The sequence below is a fragment of the Paraburkholderia phosphatilytica genome (assembly GCF_003443895.1).
Lineage (GTDB): Bacteria > Pseudomonadota > Gammaproteobacteria > Burkholderiales > Burkholderiaceae > Paraburkholderia > Paraburkholderia phosphatilytica.
Genome location: NZ_QQOA01000023.1, coordinates 47,462 through 64,291 on the forward strand (window position 1 = coordinate 47,462; position 16,830 = coordinate 64,291).

General features: G+C 64.5%; 10 protein-coding genes. 5 read left to right on the forward strand and 5 right to left on the reverse strand.

The window, feature by feature from the left end:
- Nucleotides 1–105 precede the first annotated feature (105 nt).
- Nucleotides 106–1,923 carry a type VI secretion system baseplate subunit TssF gene (gene tssF, locus DVS29_RS22840; protein ID WP_118182788.1) on the forward strand — a complete coding sequence of 606 codons (1,818 nt, stop codon included), beginning with the start codon at nucleotides 106–108 and terminating at the stop codon, nucleotides 1,921–1,923.
- Between the two features lie 102 nt (nucleotides 1,924–2,025).
- Here the strand turns inward: tssF (DVS29_RS22840) and DVS29_RS22845 are convergent, their stop codons facing one another.
- Nucleotides 2,026–2,961, reverse strand: coding sequence for a hypothetical protein (locus DVS29_RS22845; protein WP_118182789.1), 936 nt, complete (start codon nucleotides 2,959–2,961; stop codon nucleotides 2,026–2,028).
- Nucleotides 2,962–3,088: 127 nt separating this feature from the next.
- Here DVS29_RS22845 and DVS29_RS22850 point away from each other — a divergent pair, with 127 nt between their 5' ends.
- The 4 genes from DVS29_RS22850 (at nucleotide 3,089) to DVS29_RS22865 (ending at nucleotide 9,946) form a co-directional block, all read left to right on the forward strand.
- Entirely contained in the window at nucleotides 3,089–3,955 is an 867-nt protein-coding gene (locus DVS29_RS22850) for a M15 family metallopeptidase (RefSeq protein WP_118182790.1), read from the forward strand.
- 153 nt (nucleotides 3,956–4,108) lie between these two features.
- On the forward strand, nucleotides 4,109–7,993 hold the full coding sequence (gene tssM, locus DVS29_RS22855; RefSeq protein ID WP_118182791.1) for a type VI secretion system membrane subunit TssM: 3,885 nt from the start codon (nucleotides 4,109–4,111) through the stop codon (nucleotides 7,991–7,993).
- The gene (gene tagF, locus DVS29_RS22860; RefSeq protein WP_118182792.1) at nucleotides 7,990–8,979 is read left to right on the forward strand and encodes a type VI secretion system-associated protein TagF; all 990 of its coding nucleotides are present in this window, start codon (nucleotides 7,990–7,992) and stop codon (nucleotides 8,977–8,979) included. The genes tssM and tagF overlap by 4 nt, the downstream gene beginning before the upstream one ends.
- Nucleotides 8,980–8,989: 10 nt before the next feature.
- Nucleotides 8,990–9,946, forward strand: a complete 957-nt coding sequence (locus tag DVS29_RS22865; protein WP_118182850.1) for an OmpA family protein — start codon at nucleotides 8,990–8,992, stop codon at nucleotides 9,944–9,946.
- 9 nt (nucleotides 9,947–9,955) lie between these two features.
- Here the strand turns inward: DVS29_RS22865 and tssA are convergent, their stop codons facing one another.
- The 4 genes from tssA to tssF (DVS29_RS22885) all read right to left on the reverse strand — a co-directional run bounded on the left by tssA (nucleotide 9,956) and on the right by tssF (DVS29_RS22885) (nucleotide 16,763).
- Nucleotides 9,956–11,083, reverse strand: coding sequence for a type VI secretion system protein TssA (tssA, locus tag DVS29_RS22870; RefSeq protein ID WP_118182793.1), 1,128 nt, complete (start codon nucleotides 11,081–11,083; stop codon nucleotides 9,956–9,958).
- A 48-nt stretch (nucleotides 11,084–11,131) separates the two neighbouring features.
- Nucleotides 11,132–13,804 carry a type VI secretion system ATPase TssH gene (gene tssH / locus DVS29_RS22875; RefSeq protein WP_118182794.1) on the reverse strand — a complete coding sequence of 891 codons (2,673 nt, stop codon included), beginning with the start codon at nucleotides 13,802–13,804 and terminating at the stop codon, nucleotides 11,132–11,134.
- A gap of 65 nt (nucleotides 13,805–13,869) precedes the next feature.
- Nucleotides 13,870–14,955: a type VI secretion system baseplate subunit TssG gene (tssG, locus tag DVS29_RS22880; RefSeq protein ID WP_118182795.1), complete on the reverse strand. Its 1,086-nt coding sequence runs from the start codon at nucleotides 14,953–14,955 to the stop codon at nucleotides 13,870–13,872.
- Nucleotides 14,919–16,763, reverse strand: coding sequence for a type VI secretion system baseplate subunit TssF (gene tssF, locus DVS29_RS22885; protein ID WP_118182796.1), 1,845 nt, complete (start codon nucleotides 16,761–16,763; stop codon nucleotides 14,919–14,921). The genes tssG and tssF (DVS29_RS22885) overlap by 37 nt, the downstream gene beginning before the upstream one ends.
- Nucleotides 16,764–16,830 lie beyond the last annotated feature (67 nt).

Consider the following 16,830-nt stretch of genomic DNA (forward strand, 5'->3'; position numbering starts at 1 on the left):
GTGATCGCCGACTGACGCGAGAATATTGAAAACGGGGCGTCGCGTTCAACGCATGCGTTCAATACGCTGACGGCTGCCACACACAGTTCAATCTCCCAGTCAGCGATGGAAGACCTCCTGCCTTACTACGAGCGCGAGCTCGCCACGCTACGTCGTCATGTCCGCGAATTCGCGCTGCGCAACCCGAAGATCGCGGCGCGTCTCGCGATGTCCGGCGACCGCTCGGACGACGTGCAGGTCGAACGGATGCTGGAGTCGTTCGCACTGCTCGCCGCCCGCGCCGGCGCCCGCCTCGAAGACGACTATCCCGAGTTCACCACCGCGTTGATCGAGATGCTGTATCCGCAGTATCTGCGGACGCTGCCGTCATGCTCGATCGCGCAGTTCGTACCGGACGTGTCCGCGAGCCGGCTGACCGAGGCGGTCACGATCCGGCGCGGTACGGGGCTCGAGGCGCGCGCGGAAGACTGCCGCTTTCGCACGGTCTACGACGTGGTCGTCACGCCGCTGCAACTGACGGCGGCCCGCTATTCGCAGACCGCCGTCGCGCCCGCGAGCGTGCGCCTGCCCGAGCAGACCAGCGGCGTGCTATCCGTGAGCTTCGCGACCTCCGCCGAAGCCACGTTCGATTCGCTGCCGTCCGTGTTGCGCGTTCATCTCGCCGGTGAACCCGCGTTCGCGTCCGTGTTGCTCGATACGCTGTTGATGCGCGCGCAGGCGGCGTTCATCGAGATCGATCGAAGTGGCCGCTGGAAAGCACTTGCGGACGTGCCCATCGCGCCGGTCGGTTTCGATCGCGACGACGCGCTGCTCGCGCATACGGCCGCGTCGTTACCGGCCTTCCGGCTGCTGCTCGAACACTTCGCGTTTGCCGACAAGTTTCATTTCGTCGACCTCGATCTTGGGCTGCTCGCGCGTACGGCGGGACCCTGCCGTACGCTCACGCTGCATCTGGCGATCGCCGGCGTGCCGGCGGATGCGCCGGTTGCCCGCTCGCTCGAAGCGCTCTGCGCCGAACATCTGAAGCTTTTCTGCACGCCGGTGATCAATCTGTTCGAACGCGACGCGCAGCCGGTGCCGATCCATGCGGACACCACGTCCTACCCGGTCGTGCCGCAAACCACGCGGCTTCACGATACTGAAATCTATTCGATCGATTCAGTCCGCATGGTCACGCAGAAGGGCGGCGCGACGTCGAGCATCGAGGTGCCGCCGTATCATTCGCTGCGCCACGACGAGTCATCGCAGCCTTCGACGATCTTCTGGGTCGCGCATCGCGACCGCTGGGCCGAACAGCAGCGTCCCGGCCACGAAACCACGATCTCGTTCGTCGGTATCGACGCGCAACCCGCGGGGCCCGGCGGCGATCAGGTCGAGATCGGGCTCACCTGCAACAACCGCGAATCGACCACGTCGCTGGCGCTCGGCGCACCGGACGGCGATCTGCTCAATGAAGATGCTTCGTTCGCGTGCACGATCTCATTACTGCGCGCGCCGACGCAGAACGCCAGCCCTTCGCAGCGTAACGGCGCGCTGTGGCGGCTGATTTCGCAGATCACGCCGAATCACCTGTCGCTCGATGCCGCGGGCCTGAAGGCCATGCTGCATCAGCATGCGGTTGCCGTGTCCACCGCGGCGGCGCGCCGTGTGAACGGCATTATGGCGCTCGAATACCGTCCCGCCATGAAATGGATGCCGGTAAAGCCGCTGCCCACGTTCGTGCGCGGCGTCGAAGTCGTGCTGACGATCGACGAGCAGGCGTTCGCGGGTGCGAGCCTCGCGACGTTCATCGGCGTGATGGACCGCTTTTTTGCGCCGTACGCGCACCGGAACAGTTTCGTGCAGCTGGTGGTGACGTCGGGCGTGGATGGCCGGGAAATCGTGCGTTGCGGCGCGCGTGAAGGCAGCACGCCGCTGATCTGAACGGCCTCGACTTCAATGAACGCCCACTGAATGCCCAATGAACGCTCATTGAACGCTCATTGAACGTTCAATGAACACTCAGCGAAAATATTCAATGAGCACTCAAGGCTGACGCGCCTGCGTCGCCGACGAGTTCGGACACGCGGGGTCCTTGCCCCAATGGCCGTCGCACACGCGCCACAGGCACAGCTGGTCCGAGAAGAAGCCGCGTTGCCCGCATGCCTTCACCTGCTCGGCCAGACTGCCGCTTGCGGGCGTCGACACTTTCGTCGCGGTGGCAGCGGGCTTTTCGCCGGACTTGTACGGCTCGGTATGCGCGACGAGCGCCGCGAGCAGATCGACATCCGAATCCTTGCCTTGACCTGCTTTCGCATCGGCCGGCTTCTTCGACTGCGCGACGACAGTGCGCTTCTTCGCATTCTCGTGCGCCTCGCGCATCTCGTGCTTGCCGCGCGCTGCCGCGACTTCCTGCTTTGACGCTTCGTGAGATGCATGCGATGCAACCGTGCCCGCGGCAGGCGCCGACGCGTCCTTCGCGCCATCGGCCAGCGCGCGCGACAGACGGCTGTTGTCGTTATCGCCCTTCGCGTCGGAGGAAGACGCAACTGCAGGACCCGACGCAGAAGCAGAGGCATTCGCCGCGGCCTTGTCGTCGCTATCGTCCGCGACGATCGTCGCGGGTTGAGGCTGAACCGCGGAAGCCGCGGACGCGGCCGCCGCAACCGCAACGGCCGCATTCGAAGCAGCAGCAGGTTTAGCCGCAGCCTGCACGGCATTAGACCCACTACCCGCTTCCGTCACCGCCACAGCGTGATGCTGCCGAACCTGCCACGCGCCAAAGCCGCCCGCGGCCACGACGAGCAGTGCGACCAGCAACCACGGCGCACGGGAACGACCGGGCTTGTCACTAGAGGCGGACGCGTCGACGCGCCCTTCCAGGTTCGCGAGGATACGCGAACCGCCAGGCTGTGCGTTTTTATCCGCACTGGGAAGCAGACTGGGAGGAGCTTTGGAATTCGAGCTTTCCGGCGCACTCATTCAATGTCTCGTTGAATTCTGGATTAATTCGCCGCGATAATACGATCCTGCTCTTTTCCGGGCAGGCCTGATTCTAAGAGCAAGCATTGCAAAATACAACGACGTTTCACAATCGGCGGGGGCGCCTTTGATCGCGATAGCACTTACCCTCTATTTCGCCATTGCCGTGGCCATTGCGGCGCTATTGCTGCTGCCCGGCTGGCGCACGTCAATCCTGCATAGCGCCGGTATATTACACGCGCGAGTCATGCGGCACGCATCGATTAAAGCGTCGAGCGCAAAACGTCAAATCTCGAGTTCGGCAAAAATTTCCATGTCGAATATGTCGGCAATGCAAAATGTACTGATCCAGCGACGCTTGCTGATTGGAGTGACTGCGGGTATTCTTGCGACGCCGCCATTAGTGGCCATTGCATTGCGCGGCAAACAGTTATTTCAGTTTGACGACAATTTAACAGTTCCCGACGAGAAGATTGCGGCGCTCCTGAACGGCGAACAGCTGGTTCCGCCGCAGCCCTTGCCGCCAGAGGTTTTCCAGACTCAGGAAGTCCAGCAGGTGCGCCCGGAAATCAAGGACGCGAGCCGCGACTGGAACCTGCTCGATCCGGACTTCCGCACGCGGCTGCTGCTGGTCTACAAGATTATGCGCGAGCAATACGGTTATGAAATGGCATTGCTCGAAGGTTATCGGAGTCCCGCGCGTCAGGACATGCTCTCGCATATGGGCGGAGCAAAGGTGACCAACGCCGCGGCTTATCAGAGCTATCACCAGTACGGGCTTGCCGCGGACAATGCTTTTTTGCGCGACGGCAAGCTTGTGATTTCCGAAAAAGATCCCTGGGCGATGAAAGGTTACGAACTCTACGGCCAGACCGCCGAGCAGGTCGGACTGGTGTGGGGTGGACGCTGGAAGTTAATGGATCTGGGGCATGTCGAGTACCACAAGCCCGGTTTCGTACTGGGACGCGACAAGCCGACCGTAAAGGTCCAATAGGGACCAATAGGCTGCCTTTAAGGCGGTCAATACAAGAGGTTGTAATGGGGCGTTCAAACATTTCGCGCGGCGCGCAGGGCGGCGCTATGGGTGGTCTCGGGGGCGTTCGGACCATGGCTTTAAATCGTCCTTTGCAGCGGATCTGACCGGCCTATGCGATCCTTTTTCAAAGCGCTGATCCATCCGCGCACGCTCACCGTCATCGGCGCGCTCGCGCTCGCCGCGGTGCTGTTCATCGCGGCCTGGCTGTTCGATATCCCGCTCTTCTGGCCCGCCGTCGTGTTCGGCACGCTGGTGCTGCTGTGGCTCGCCGTGTGGCTGGTCCGCCGCTGGCGCACGCGCCGCGCGAACCGCAAGCTCGGCGACATGCTGGAGCAGCAGGCCGAAGCCGGCGCGGGCCCCGCTCCCGCGCGCCAGGCCGAACTGGATGTGCTGCGCAAACGCCTCGCCGATGCGGTCAAGACGATCAAGACGTCGAAGATCGGTCAGCTGTCGGGCGGCGCCGCGCTGTATGAACTGCCGTGGTACATCGTGATCGGCAACCCTGCCGCCGGCAAGAGCAGCGCCGTGCTGAACTCCGGCCTGCAGTTCCCGTTCGCGGACAAGAACGATGCGGTGATTCACGGCATGGGCGGCACGCGCAACTGCGACTGGTTCTTCACGACCGAAGGCATTCTGCTCGATACCGCCGGCCGCTATTCGGTGCACGAGGAAGACCGCAGCGAATGGATCGGCTTCCTGTCGCTGCTCAAACGCTACCGTCCGAAAGCGCCGATCAACGGCATCATCGTGACGGCGAGCATCGCGGAACTGACGGGCGACCGCCCTGAAGTTGCGATCAATCTCGCGAAGAACCTGCGCCAGCGCGTGCAGGAACTCACCGAAAAACTCGAGGTGTTCGCGCCCGTCTACGTGATGTTCACGAAGGCGGACCTGATCACCGGCTTCACCGAATTCTTCAGCGGCAACGAACGGCAGGAATACGACCGCGTGTGGGGCGCCACCCTGCCCTACGAGCCGGACGAGAAACGCGACATCGTCGCGCTCTTCGACGAACGCTTCGAAGAACTCTATGACGGCCTGAAGGAAATCAGCGTCGCGCAGCTTTCGATGAACCGCGGCAACCGTCTTTCGCCGGGGCAACTGAGCTTCCCGCTCGAATTCTCGACGATCAAGCCCGCGCTGCGCACCTTCCTTGCCACGCTGTTCGAGAACAACCCGTTCCAGTACAAGCCGATCTTCCGCGGCTTCTATTTCACGAGCGCGTTGCAGGAAGGTGAAACCAGCAGCGCCGCCGCACAGCGCATCGCGAACCGCTTCGGGCTCGCAGCCGAAGGCATCGCCAAGCCGCACAGCGCGTTCTCGAAGAACGGCTTCTTCCTGCGCGACCTGTTCTCGAAGGTGATCTTCGCGGACAAGCTGACGGTGCGCCAGTTTTCGAGCCCCGCGAAAACGCGCCTGCGTTACGGCACGTTCTTCGGTTTCGTGATGCTGCTCGCGCTCGCGCTGGGCGGCTGGACGTGGTCGACGCTCGGCAACGAACAACTGACCGCGAACGTGCAGGCCGATCTCGACAACGTGATCCGCATGCAGCAGAACCGCACGGATCTGCAGAGCCGCCTGCAGGCGATGGATATTCTCGAGGACCGCATCGAGCAGCTCGAACGCTTCCGCGAGGAAAAGCCGCTGTCCGTTTCGCTCGGTCTTTATCAGGGCGATCGCCTCGAGCAGCATCTGCTGACCGAGTACTACGACGGCGTGAAGCAGATCATGCTCGCGCCCGTGTCGCAGAATCTCGAAGCGTTCCTGAAGGACGTCGACAATCACGCCGACCAGCTCGCGCCCACCAGTTCGACGCCGCAATCGGGCACGCTGCCGGTGTCGACGCACGCGGCGATGACTGCAAGCAGCGAAGGCGGCCGCTATAGCGATGCGTCGCCGACCAACGCGGAAGACGCGTATAACGCGCTGAAAACCTACCTGATGCTGTCCGACAAGCGGCACGTGGAAGCCGCGCATCTGACCGACCAGATCGCGCGCTTCTGGCGCGGCTGGCTCGAACAGAATCGCGGCAACATGTCCCGCGAGGACATGATCAAGAGCGCGGGCCGCATGATCACGTTCTACCTGTCGCGCGTGAACGACACCGACTGGCCGATGATCGACGCGAACCTCGCGCTCGTCGACCAGACCCAGGAAAACCTGCGGCGCGTCGTGCGCGGCATGCCGGCGCGTCAGCGCGTGTACGAAGAGATCAAGGCGCGCGCATCCACCCGTTTCGCGCCGATGACGGTTGCGCGCATCGTCGGTGACGGCGATACGAACTTCGTCGCGGGCAGCTACGCGATTCCCGGCACCTTCACGCGCGAGGCGTGGTTCCAGTACGTGCAGCCCGCCATTCGCGACGCCGCAACGAAGGAACTGCAGGCGAAGGACTGGGTGCTCAACACGTCCGCGCATGACGACCTCACGCTCGAAGGCAGCCCCGAGCAGATCCAGAAGGCGCTCGTCGGTATGTACAAGACCGAGTACGCGCAGCACTGGCAGAAGTTCATGCAGGGCATCACCGTGCAGGGTTTCGGCAGCTTCGGTCAGGCGGTGGATGCGATGAACCGCCTCGGCGACCCGCAGGATTCGCCGATCCGCAAGGTGCTCGAAACCGCGTACGACCAGACGTCGTGGGACAACCCGTCGTTCGCGAACGCCGCGCTCGCGCAGGCAAAGGGCAATCTGCTCGACCGCGTGAAGGGCTGGTTCTCGCGTGCACCGGCGCAGATGCAGAACGCGAACATCGACATCAACGGCAACCCGGTGCAGCTGCCGATGGGTCCGGTCGGCGCCGAGTTCAGCGGCCTTGCGCGCATCGTCGCGGTGCAGGACAACAACTCGATGCTGCGCGGCTACATGGATGCGCTGTCGAAGGTGCGCACGCGCTTCAACACCATCAAGAACCAGGGCGATCCGGGACCGGGCGCGCGCCAGCTGATGCAGCAGACGCTCGACGGCAACGGCTCCGAACTCGCCGACGCGCTGCGCTATGTCGACGAGCAGATGCTGACCGGTCTGACCGATCCGCAACGCAAGGCGCTGCGTCCGCTGCTCGTGCGGCCGCTCACGCAGTCGTACGCGGCGGTGATCCAGCCGGCGAGCGTCGAAGTGAACAAGGTGTGGAACGCACAGGTCTATCAGCCGTTCCAGACTTCGCTCGCAAGCAAGTATCCGTTCTCGGGCGACGCGAAGGTCGAAGCGGCCGCCGGCGAAATCGCGCAGGTGTTCGGTCCGGACGGCTCGATCGCGAAGTTCGTCGGCACGACGCTCGGTCCGCTCGCGGTGCGTCGCGGCGATACGCTCTCCGCGCGCACGTGGGGCGACATGGGCATCGCGCTCACGCCGGACTTCACCAACGGCTTCGCGCGCTGGGTCGCGCCGCTGGCTGGCGGCGCAGCGTCGGGTCAGAGTTCGAGCGAACCGCAGACCGTGTTCCAGATCCTGCCGCAGCCGAGCAGCGGCACGACCGAATACACGCTCGCGATCGACGGCCAGCAGCTGCGCTATCGCAATACGCCGCCGCAGTGGACCAACTTCGTGTGGCCGAATCCGTCGGGTTCGCCGGGCGCCACGCTCAGCGCGACCACGTTCGACGGCCGCACCATCCAGTTCGTCAACGAGCCCGGCCGCTACGGCCTCGAGAAGCTGATCAACTCCGCGCAGCGCTCGCGCCGCCCGGATGGCACGTTCGATCTGTCGTGGACGCAAGGCAACGTCACGGTGGCGGTCAGCATGCGTATCGTCAGCACATCGCAACCCTCCGCGGGAGGCGGAGGTGGCAGCGGCAGCGGTGATCAGCCGGCCGCGCAAAGTCTGCGCGGGCTGCACCTGCCGTCGTCGGTGGCGGACGTCGGCGCGGCGAATCAGGCAGTAGCCGTGACGAATCCGACAACCGCACCCGCCGCAGCCGCTACGCGCGCGTCCGGTACCGTGAACGTGAGCGCGCCGGCATCGGTGTCGACGGTTTCGAATTCTGGAGGCGCGCAATGACGCAGACCGTTCAGGCGCAGATCGCCTATTTCGGCAAGATTCCCTCGCGCGGCGACTTCGTGAAGAGCCCGCACAACCCGCAGCTGCTGCAGACGCTCGACCGCTGGATCGCGCAGGCCATGGAACTGCTCGCCGACGATCCGCGCTGGAAGATCGTGTACGAAAGCGCGCGGCCGATGCACTTCGCGTTTCTCGGTTCGCGCAGCAAGCTCGCGATCGGCGGCCATATGGTGGCGAGTCACGATCAGTCGTCGCGGCGTTTTCCGTTCCTCGCGGCGACCACGCTCGAAGTGGAGCGGCCGTTGCAGTTCCTCGCGCGCAGTCCGCTCGCATTCGCGCGGCTCTGGGCGCGCGCCGCATCGCAGATGACGCCGCTGCTGTCGGCGCAAGAACCCGCAGGCGCGTTGCAGGCGCTAGGCGACAGCTTCGTGCCGATTGACGTTGGCGGTCCGAACAATCCGCACGACGGCACCTTCAACGATTTCGTCGAGCACCAGACGCTCGCCGGCCTCGAACAGATGCTGCTCGCGAGCGGTCATCCGGTGCGGTTGCGCGGCGCGATGCTCGCGCTCGGTTCGCTGTTGCAGCCCGTGATGAAAAGCGGTTCGTCGCATCTGGAGCGCGGGCTTACACTGCCGCTGCCGGTCGATCCGTTCTATCGCAGCCTCGTCGCCGCATTCTGGCTCGAGCTGATCGCGCCGTTCGTGTCGCAGGCGGATTTCGAACTCGCGATCTTCATCGGCACGATCGCCGAACGCGAACGCCTGATTGTCGGCTTCAACGGCGCGTCGGCGAAAACGCTGTGGAGCGTCGTCGATCCGCAGGCGTACGCGACGCACAACATCGACATCGACGATCCCGAGTGGATCGACGGCCACACACAGAACGATCCGGCGATCAGCAAGCTCGTCAGCTATCTCGACCAACCGCAACTGTCGCTGCGCGTGAGCATCGACACGTTCCGCGAAGCCTTCATCGGAGCCTGACGCGATGCCGATGCGCTCTTTCCTTCGCAGCAGCACGCCACGCGGCCGTCGGTACGTGTTGACGGTTGCCACGCTTGCGACATTCATCGCGCCTTTCGCCATCCAGCACGCCGCGTTGGCCGACAGCACCGGCTCAGCATCGGTGACGCCAGTGGACAACAGCGGCACGCAGATCCACACGACGGTGCTGCCCGCTCAGTCAACCACGCAGGCATCGGCACCCGCTCCCGCCCCTACAGCCGCGCAGGCCACGCCGCCCGCCGCGAATGCGACGCCGGGGCAGGTCGTGGTCAGCGGCAAGGTGCCCGACGAAGCGACCAAGGCCGCGGTGCTGCAAAAACTGCGCGCCACCTACGGCGCCGCGAACGTACTCGACCAGATCGAAGTGCGCGATGTCGCGACGCCGCCGAACTGGTCGTCCAACGTGCAGCAGCTGCTTGGCCCGCAGCTGAAGCAGATCAGGAAGGGACAGCTGGTGATCGACGGTACGTCGATCGACGTGAAGGGTGAAGTCGGCAATGAAGCGCTACGCCAGCAGTTGGTCAGCAACATGGCGAACACGCTGAACCCGACCTACACGATCCGCAACGGCTTGCGCGTCAGTGCATCCGAACAGGGTCTGCTCGACCAGACGCTCGCGAACCGCACGATCGAATTCGAAACCGGCAGCGCGACGCTCACGCCGCAAGGCCGCGCGATTCTCGATCAGATGGCGGCCGTGCTCACGAAAATGACCACACGTACCGTCGAAATCATCGGCCACACCGACAATGCCGGCAATCGCGCGGCGAACATCGCGTTGAGCCAGGCGCGTGCGGATGCGGTGAAAGGCTACCTCGTCGCCAAGGGCATCTCGCCGCAACAGCTCACCACGACCGGCGTCGGCCCGGATCAGCCGATCGCATCGAACGATACGACCGACGGGCGCGCGCGCAACCGGCGCATCGAATTCCGCGCCGGCCTTTGAGCGGCGGTTTCAGCTGCCGCTATCCGGCTTCACGCCCAGCAGCTCGCGAATATGCGCGAGCGATCCGTCGTCCTTGACGACGGACGCGAGCCATTCGTGCAGCGGCATATCGGCCCATTCGGCGGCCTTGTCCGCGAGATACGCGACGGGGCTATGCGGCTCGGTGCGGCGGAAATACGCGGCAACCGCGCGCAGTTGCGCGAGGGCCTGAGCGCGCGTCGCCAGGCCCGCCTGTGCAACGGGTAACGTGACAGGATTCGGCACGGCAGTGTCCTCTGCAAAAGACTGCGTCCTGAAGCTCGGCTCCACGCGTTCGACGGCAACCGGTTCGTGTGTATCGGCGCTCGCCTGCGGTGCCGCGTTCGCCGGGTTTGCCGTGACGCCCGCTTCTTTCGCGAAACGTTCCGCGAGCCGATACACCGCGTCGTATGCGTCCTTCGTCTGGCGAAAGCTGGGAGCGGCATCGCCCGCATGCAGGTCGAGTTCGCGTTCGAGCGCGAGCAGCGCGGCATGGAACGCATGCAACTGCGCGAGCAGCGCGCTGTAGAACGCGATCGGCGTCGCACGGCGCGAAGCCTCGATCTGCTCGATCGAAGGCTTGCCTCGCACGATGTCGTTCGCGTGCTCGGGGTCGCGCTTCGCGGCCTGCGCGACATGCGTCGCGACGTCCCAGTCGAGCGTACGCCACGCGCCGTCCGGCGCCTGGGTCAGCGGAATCGCGCGCAGCAGTTCGGCCGAACGGCCCGCGAGCCACGACACGTTGCCCAGCCGATACTCGACGTCCTCGCTTTCCGGCAGCGGATGCACCGTGTCCCAATAGCGCGCGCACAGACCGGTCAGCAGCGTATAGCCCGCGGTCAGACCCGCGACGCCATCTTCGATCGTCAGCGCCTCGGTCAGCCACACCGCAAGGCGCAGGTCTTTGGTCTGCGTCTGCAGCAGCGCGGTCGCGCGCTCGACGACGAACGCCCAGTCCGCCTCCTTGATCTCGGTCACCCACTCGCCCTGGTCGAGCGACGGATCGTCAAAGCGGCGCGCGTGCTGGATCGCGTCGAAATCGGTGGAAAACAGCAGGTCGTCGCCGCAGGGCGAGGTTTCGCTGATCGGATTCAGCAGCGCATTCGTATCGATGGACATGATTCAGGCACCTGGGACTGCAATGAAACAAACGTCTTCCTTAAAAGCTCAACGCACCGTGTAGTCGAACGCACCTGTTTCTGCGTTCGCACGCACGGCGATCAGTTCGAGCGACGCGCCATCCGCCATCCGTTCGAGCACATGCTGCGCGATCTCCGGCAGCAGCGTCCCGTTCAGGATGTGATCGACGTTGCGCGCGCCGGAGTCGACTTCGGTGCAGCGCGCGAGCACCGCATCGACGAGCGACTCGTCCCATTCGAAGCGCGCGCGATGATTCGCTTCGATACGGCGCTGGATACGACCGAGCTTCAGCTCGATGATGTCCGCGAGCACGTCGTCCGGAATCGGGTAGTACGGCACGGTTTTCATGCGGCCGAGGAACGCAGGCTTGAAGGTCTTGTACAGCAGCGGCCGCAGCGTTTCGGCGAGTTCGTCGGGACCGGGCCGCTCGTCGACGCCCTTGTTCAGGCACGCCTGCATCACCGCCGACGACCCGACGTTCGACGTCAGGATGATCAGCGTGTTGCGGAAATCGATGTTGCGTCCTTCGGCATCGTCCATCGAGCCCTTGTCGAACACCTGAAAGAACATTTCGAGCACGTCGGGGTGCGCCTTCTCGACTTCGTCGAGCAGCACGACCGAATATGGATTACGCCGCACTGCCTCGGTCAGCACACCGCCTTCGCCATAACCGACGTAGCCCGGCGGCGAACCCTTGAGGCCCGACACGCTGTGCGCCTCCTGATACTCGCTCATGTTGATCGTGATCAGCTTGCGCTCGCCGCCATAGAGAATGTCGGCCAGCGCGAGCGCCGTCTCCGTCTTGCCGACACCGGACGGGCCGACGAACATGAACACGCCGCGCGGCTTGTCCGGGTCTTCGAGGTTCGCATTCGCGGTGCGGACCCGTTGCGCGATCGCGTCGAGCGCGTGGTCCTGACCGATCACACGCGCAGCGAGCAGTTCCTGCAGGTTCAGCACGGTCTGCAGTTCGTCCTTCACCATGCGTCCGAGTGGCACGCCGGTCCACGACGCGACGATTTCCGCGACGACGTGCGCGTCCACCTGCAGCGGCACCATTGGCTGATTGCCCTGCAAGGCATGCAGTTTTGCCATTTCTCCGCCTAGCCGTTCGCGAAGGCTGTGCCGCTGATCGGCGTTCGCCGAAGCATCGCCGCTTAGTGCACGTAGTGCATCGAGCTCATTGCGCAGCGCTTCGATCTGCGTGACGAGCGCACGCTCTTCGTCGTAACGCGCATTGCTTTGCGTGAGCGCGGCAAGCGTATCGTCGCGTTCGGTGCGCAATTCCGCGAGCCGTTCTTCATGTGAAGAAGCGCCCGCGGCCGCTTCGCGCTCCAGCGCCGCGATCTCCGCATCGAGCCGTTCGATGCGCTTGTTCGCATCGTCGATCGCTGCGGGCGTCGCGCTGTGCGCGAGCGCGACCTTCGCGCACGCAGTATCGAGCACGCTGATCGCCTTGTCGGGCAACTGCCGTCCGCTGATATAGCGATGCGACAGGCGCACGGCTTCGGTGATCGCTTCGTCGAGAATCCGCACGTCGAAGTGCTGTTCCATCAGTGCGGCCATGCCGCGCAGCATCGCGGACGCGAGCGCTTCCGACGGCTCCTCGACCTTCACCACCTGGAAGCGCCGCGCGAGCGCCGCATCCTTTTCGAAGTACTTTTTGTATTCGCTCCATGTCGTCGCGGCGACCGTGCGCAGTTCGCCGCGCGCGAGCGCGGGCTTCAACAGGTTCGCCGCATCGTTCTGCCCGGCCTGGCCGCCGGCGCCGATGATCGTGTGCGCTTCGTCGATGAAAAGAATGATCGGATGCGGACTCTTCTTCACCTCGTCGATCACGCTCTTCAGGCGGTTCTCGAACTCGCCCTTCACGCTCGCGCCGGCTTGCAGCAAGCCCATGTCGAGCACGTGCAGCGCGACGCCGCGCAATGGCGCAGGTACGTCGTCCGCCGCGATGCGCAGCGCGAGACCTTCCACGACCGCGGTCTTGCCGACGCCCGCCTCTCCGGTCAGGATCGGATTGTTCTGCCGGCGCCGCATCAGGATGTCGATCACCTGGCGAATCTCCCCTTCGCGGCCGATCACCGGATCGATCTTGCCGGCCCGGGCGCGCTCCGTGAGATTCGTCGTGTAGGTATCGAGCGCCGGGGTTCTGGATACGCCGGGCGCTGCAGGTATCGCCGTGTCGTCCGGTTCATCGGATGCAGCGGACTGCACACGCTCGGCTTCGGCCGAACCTTCGGTGGCTTCGTCGAAACGGTGCTTGAGTTCCGTTGCCGGCACGTGTGCGAACAGCGGCGACATGCGCTGCGCGAACCGCGCGAGATCCGGCGCGCCGACCAGCGCGAGCAGCAGATGCCCCGAGCGGATGCGGCCGATCTGCGTGTCGAGCGAAGCAATCAGCCACGCCTGCTCGAACAGCGCGATCAGATGCACCGAAAACACCGGCGTGCGCGTATTGCCCGTTTTCAGGCGCCCCAGTTCGCGCTCCAGATCGGCACGCAGCGCGTTCGTGTCGACGCCGTTCGCGCGCACCACCACCACCACGTCGCTCGCGGGTTCGTCGAGCAGCGTCACGAACAGATGCTCGAGATCGACCTCGTAGTGACCGCGCGACAGGCAGAGGCTGGCGGCGCGCTCGGTCGCCTGGCGGCTGGCCGGGTTCAGTTTCGCGATCAGGGTCTTCAAAGGCGTGCTCATGTCATGCGATCCGGTAAAGGTACGGCCTGGCGTTGGATGTCGTTGTGATTGAAATGCAATGCCGGTCAGTGCATCGCGTGCAGTTCGTAGCGCGCATCGGCACGGTCGCGATCAGCATCGCGCGTGCAAAGGAATGCATCCCAGCCGAGGCGCGCCCCTGCGCCCAGTTGCGCCGGGCCGACGTCGGTGCGCTTCAGCACGAGCGACACTTCATATTCGAACGTGATGCCCGCGAGCAGCGTCAGCATGCGTTCCAGTGCCTGCGCGCACGCGGCGCCGGGCAGGAACGCCTCGTACTCGGACATCGAAAGCGGACCGACCACGAGCCGCGCGCGCATATCGCGCTGCCACACGCGGCTGCCGGCAAGCGCCGTCGCGTTCAGCGTCGCGTTCGCGCGGCCGAGCACGCTCAGCTGCTCGGGCGGCACGTCGTACCAGCGGCCGACGAACTGCTCGACGCGGACCGGCACGCGAAAGTAGTCGGTCAGTGTGCGCTGCAGATACGCGGCCGAAACGGGACGGTGCCGCGCGGGCAACGCGTAACCGGCAATCGCCTCGTCAAGCAGACCGCCATGCTCGAACGCGCTCCGTTCCCGGCTCGTATCGTCGGCCACGCCTGCGAGCGCGAGCAGCAGCGGCAGATAACGTTCGTCACGATCGAGTTCGTAATGGAACGGCAGCCGGTATTTCTTCCACGCGGCGTAGAACAGCGCGGTGGCGCGGTTCGAGAACACGTCGAAGAATTCTCGCGCGGCACGATCGCGCTTCGTCTGTTCGCGTGCGACGAGCTGTTCGGTGTAGTGCAGCGGCAACGCGCCTTGCCCGCCCAGCAGGCCGAAAAATGCGGGCGTCAGCTCCACCCGCCGCAGCGTGCCCTCGCTCACCGCATGCGTGCGTTTCTCGCGCGTGTCGATCGGCTCGCCCGCTGCGTCGTACGACATCGCGCGTTCGATCTCGCTAGGCGGAAACGCGAGCGACAGCGTGTTGCGAAAGCCGATGCGGCGCGCGATCACCTCATCGGGACGCGAATCCGCATCTTCCGAGAACCAGCGTTCGAGCACGCGCACCGCCTGGAAAAACTCGAAGCGGTGCGGCTCGTCGAGCAGACGCTCGACTACGCCAGCGTCGATTCGCCGCTGCGCGGTTTGCATCGCAGAATCTCCTCGCCGGTGCGCTTCGATATCACGACCAGTTGCACGAAGCTGTTCAGATGGACGTAAAGCCCGAAAAAGACATCGAGTATCCGCGCGAACACACCGATACTCGCGCCGACGAAATGCTCTTCGTCGAGCGTCAGGCGAATTTCGGTGCCCCGCACGAAGGTCGAAAACGGTTTGCCCGGCAGCCACTGCACCGCGTCGCGCGATTCGATCGCGACGATACCCTCGATATGCCGCGACGAAATCGCCGTGCGGCGCAGGTCGTACAGCACCAGCATTTCCTTCAGCGCGGCGATGCCGTCGTCGATCAGCGAGATGTGGTTGAGCGTCAGGTGCGAAATCAGGCGCCAGTGCGTCGCGCGGCCGCGCGGAAAACGCGTGCTGTGCGTCGGCCGGCGCAGCAGCGCGATCGTGCCGTTGACCGCTTCATTCGACGCGAACAGGTCGCCGCCCTCCAGACCGATCGCGAGGCGCGCGGGCAAGTCGCGATTCGTGCAGGTGGCCTCGATGCTGAGCGTGTCGGTCTGCGCCTGAGTAGGCTCGAAATCGATATCCACGACGGAGATTTCAGTCTCGTAGCCGGGGCTGTTCGCCGCCACCCATTCGTTGCGCCGCGCAAACCAGTAGCGCCCGACGCGCGCGGCCTCACCGTGATGCAGCGCATAGAACGGCCGGAATTCGATCACGCGCTCCTGCTCGGGCTGCTGCCGCACCAGATGCACCGAGTCGATCGAATAGATCTCGTAACCGAACGCCCGGCGTGCGTCCGCCACCACCGGATACGACACCGCTTCGTGGCTCACACGGATCGGCTCGCCGTGCTGACGGAACAGGTTCACGACCGGCGTGCAGAAAAGCCGCAGATGATGCGCCGACAGCAGTTCGAGCAGACGCCCCGCATGCGAATCGTTGCGCACCTCGTTCAGCGCGATATGCAGCGTCAACCGGCGGCATGGCGCCAAAGGCTTCACGAGCGCCGCGAAATCGACGTCGGCGAAATCGAATTTCTCGGGAAACGCGAAGTATTCGGTCAGCAGGCGGTAGGCGGGATGCGAGCGCGGTGGAAAATCGATCAGCGCATCGTGTTCGTTCAGGCCAACGGGTGCGAGTGGAATGCGGCCCAGCGTGCGCCATGCATTCGGCCCCTCTCCTTGCACGAATGCCGCGCCCGCGTGAATGAACAGTCCGTCCGACAACGCGGCGACGAACGATTGCTCGCCGTGCAGGTTGACCCGCAGCGTATCCAGTTGCAGCGCGTGAAGGTTCAATTCGGGCTGCGTCGATTCGAAGGTGATCGACACAAAGCCGCTCGCGCTCGCGGGCAGCACGACGCTGGCCGGCGCCACCGCGATCGACTGATAGCGCGCGTCCACGATGCGCAGCGGCGCGACCGTCACGTCGTACGCGGTGCGAAAGCGGCATTCGACGCCGTTGATCGCGCGCGACCGCAGCTCGGTGCCGCGCTCGATACGAATCGCGTGTTGGTAGTCGTCCGCGCCGAACGCGCCGGCAGCGTTCAGCTGCGCGATCGAACACGACGGAAACGGCCGCAGATAATGCGGATACAGCACCTCGACGAGCGCTTCGGTGAATTCCGGGTAATCGTCGTCGAGCTTTTTGCCGACCCGCGCGCTCAACAGCGCGAACGCCTCGATCATGCGCTCGACGTGCGGGTCTTCTCCCAGCACACCGTGCATCGCAAGGTGCGAGGCGACCTTCGGGTAACGCGCGGCGAAATCGTGCGAATGCCGTCGCAGGAACGACAGTTCGCGTTCGTAATACGGCAGCAATTCTTCCATCTATCGTTCCCCGGACCATCCTTCGTGCTGCCGCACCGGCCTTCGTCATGCGCCAGACCGGTGCATT